A 1,472-nucleotide genomic window follows, 5' to 3' on the forward strand; every position below is an offset into this window, starting at 1 on the left:
GGTGCGGCTGACGAAGACCGGATCGGACTCGTTCTCCGTGCTGGCGCTGGACGCCGACGGTGCACCCGTGGTGTCCGTGGACTCACTCGTGGTGCGGCCCCTCGTCACCGGCTCGGCGCGGACGGCCGGGGTGGGGCAGGAGTCGTTGCTGAGGCTCGAGTGGGTGCCCACCGGGAAGACGGTGGTGGAGCCGGTCCGGTTCGGTGTGGTGGGCGGTGAGGAGTTCCAGCTCGGCGCGGCCGTCGGTGAGGACGTGGTGCCGGGAACACTGGCCGATGCCGCCGCCGCGCCGCCGGACGTGCTGCTCGTTCCGGTGGTCGGCGATCCCGTCGGCGGACCGCACTCCGTGCTCGCGCTGACCTCCTGGCTGCTCGGGCTGGTCCAGGACTTCCTGGCCGACGAACGGTTCGACGACACCAGGGTCGTGTTCGTGACCTCCAGCGCGGTCGCGGTCGACTCCAGTGAGCAGGTGCTGGACTACCCGGCCGCCGCGGTGTGGGGCCTGATGCGGTCGGTGCAGCTGGAGAACCCCGGTCGTTTCCTGCTGGCCGACATCGGCGACCGGGACACGTCGCTGGGCGTGCTGCCGACCCTGCCCGGACTGATGAGCGAGGGCGAGACGCAGGTCGCGGTGCGTGCCGGTGTCGCCAGGGTGGGGAGGCTCGCCCGGCTGGACGACAGCGGGCTGACGCCGCCGGACCACGGGCCGTGGCGACTCGCGATCAAGGAGAAGGGGAGCCTGAACAACCTCCTGCTGGAGCCCTGTCCCGAGGTGTCGCAGCCCTTGTCGGGCCGTGAGGTGCGGATCCGGATCTCGGCCGCGGGGGTGAACTTCCGGGATGTGCTGACGGCGCTGGGGATGTATCCGGGTGACGCCGGGATGCTCGGTGGCGAGGCCGTGGGCGTGGTCGTGGAAACCGGCCCGGACGTGACCGGCGTGCGGGCCGGTGACCGGGTCATGGGGATGTTCCCCGGTGCTTTCGGACCCGTCGCGGTGGTGGACGAGCGGTTCGTCGTACCGGTGCCGCGGGACTGGTCCGACGAGGTCGCCGCGGCCGTCCCGGTGGTGTTCATGACCGCCTACCAGGGACTGGTCGGACTGGCCGGCCTGCGTGCCGGTGAGCGCGTGCTGGTGCACGCGGGCGCCGGTGGTGTCGGCATGGCCGCTATCCGGCTGGCCCGGCATCTCGGCGCCGAGGTCTACGCGACGGCGAGCCGGGGCAAGTGGGACGTGCTGCGNNGATGGGCAAGACCGACATCCGGCAGCCCGCCGATCTGTCCGGTGTGGACTATCAGGCGTTCGACGTCGCGGTGCTCGAACCCGACCACGCCCAGGAGATCCTGACCGCACTGGTGGCGCTGTTCCGCGACGGCGAGCTTGAGCCGTTGCCGGTGACGACGTGGGACGTGCGCAGGGCACCGGAGGCGTTCCGGTTCATGAGCCTCGCCCGGCACGTCGGCAAGATCGTGCT

General features: G+C 71.6%; 2 protein-coding genes. Both read left to right on the forward strand.

The genetic code is table 11. The features are described from left to right. The first annotated feature begins 313 nt into the window (after nucleotides 1-313). Nucleotides 314-1,345, forward strand: coding sequence for a SpnB-like Rossmann fold domain-containing protein (locus B0F77_RS46500; protein WP_425435853.1), 1,032 nt, complete (start codon nucleotides 314-316; stop codon nucleotides 1,343-1,345). After that, on the forward strand, nucleotides 1,285-1,472 hold a 188-nt coding region (locus B0F77_RS46505; RefSeq protein WP_245849577.1), incomplete at its 3' end, for a zinc-binding dehydrogenase. The genes B0F77_RS46500 and B0F77_RS46505, both read left to right, overlap by 61 nt.

Origin of the sequence: Lentzea kentuckyensis (assembly GCF_002150765.1) — a bacterium.
Lineage (GTDB): Bacteria > Actinomycetota > Actinomycetes > Mycobacteriales > Pseudonocardiaceae > Lentzea > Lentzea kentuckyensis.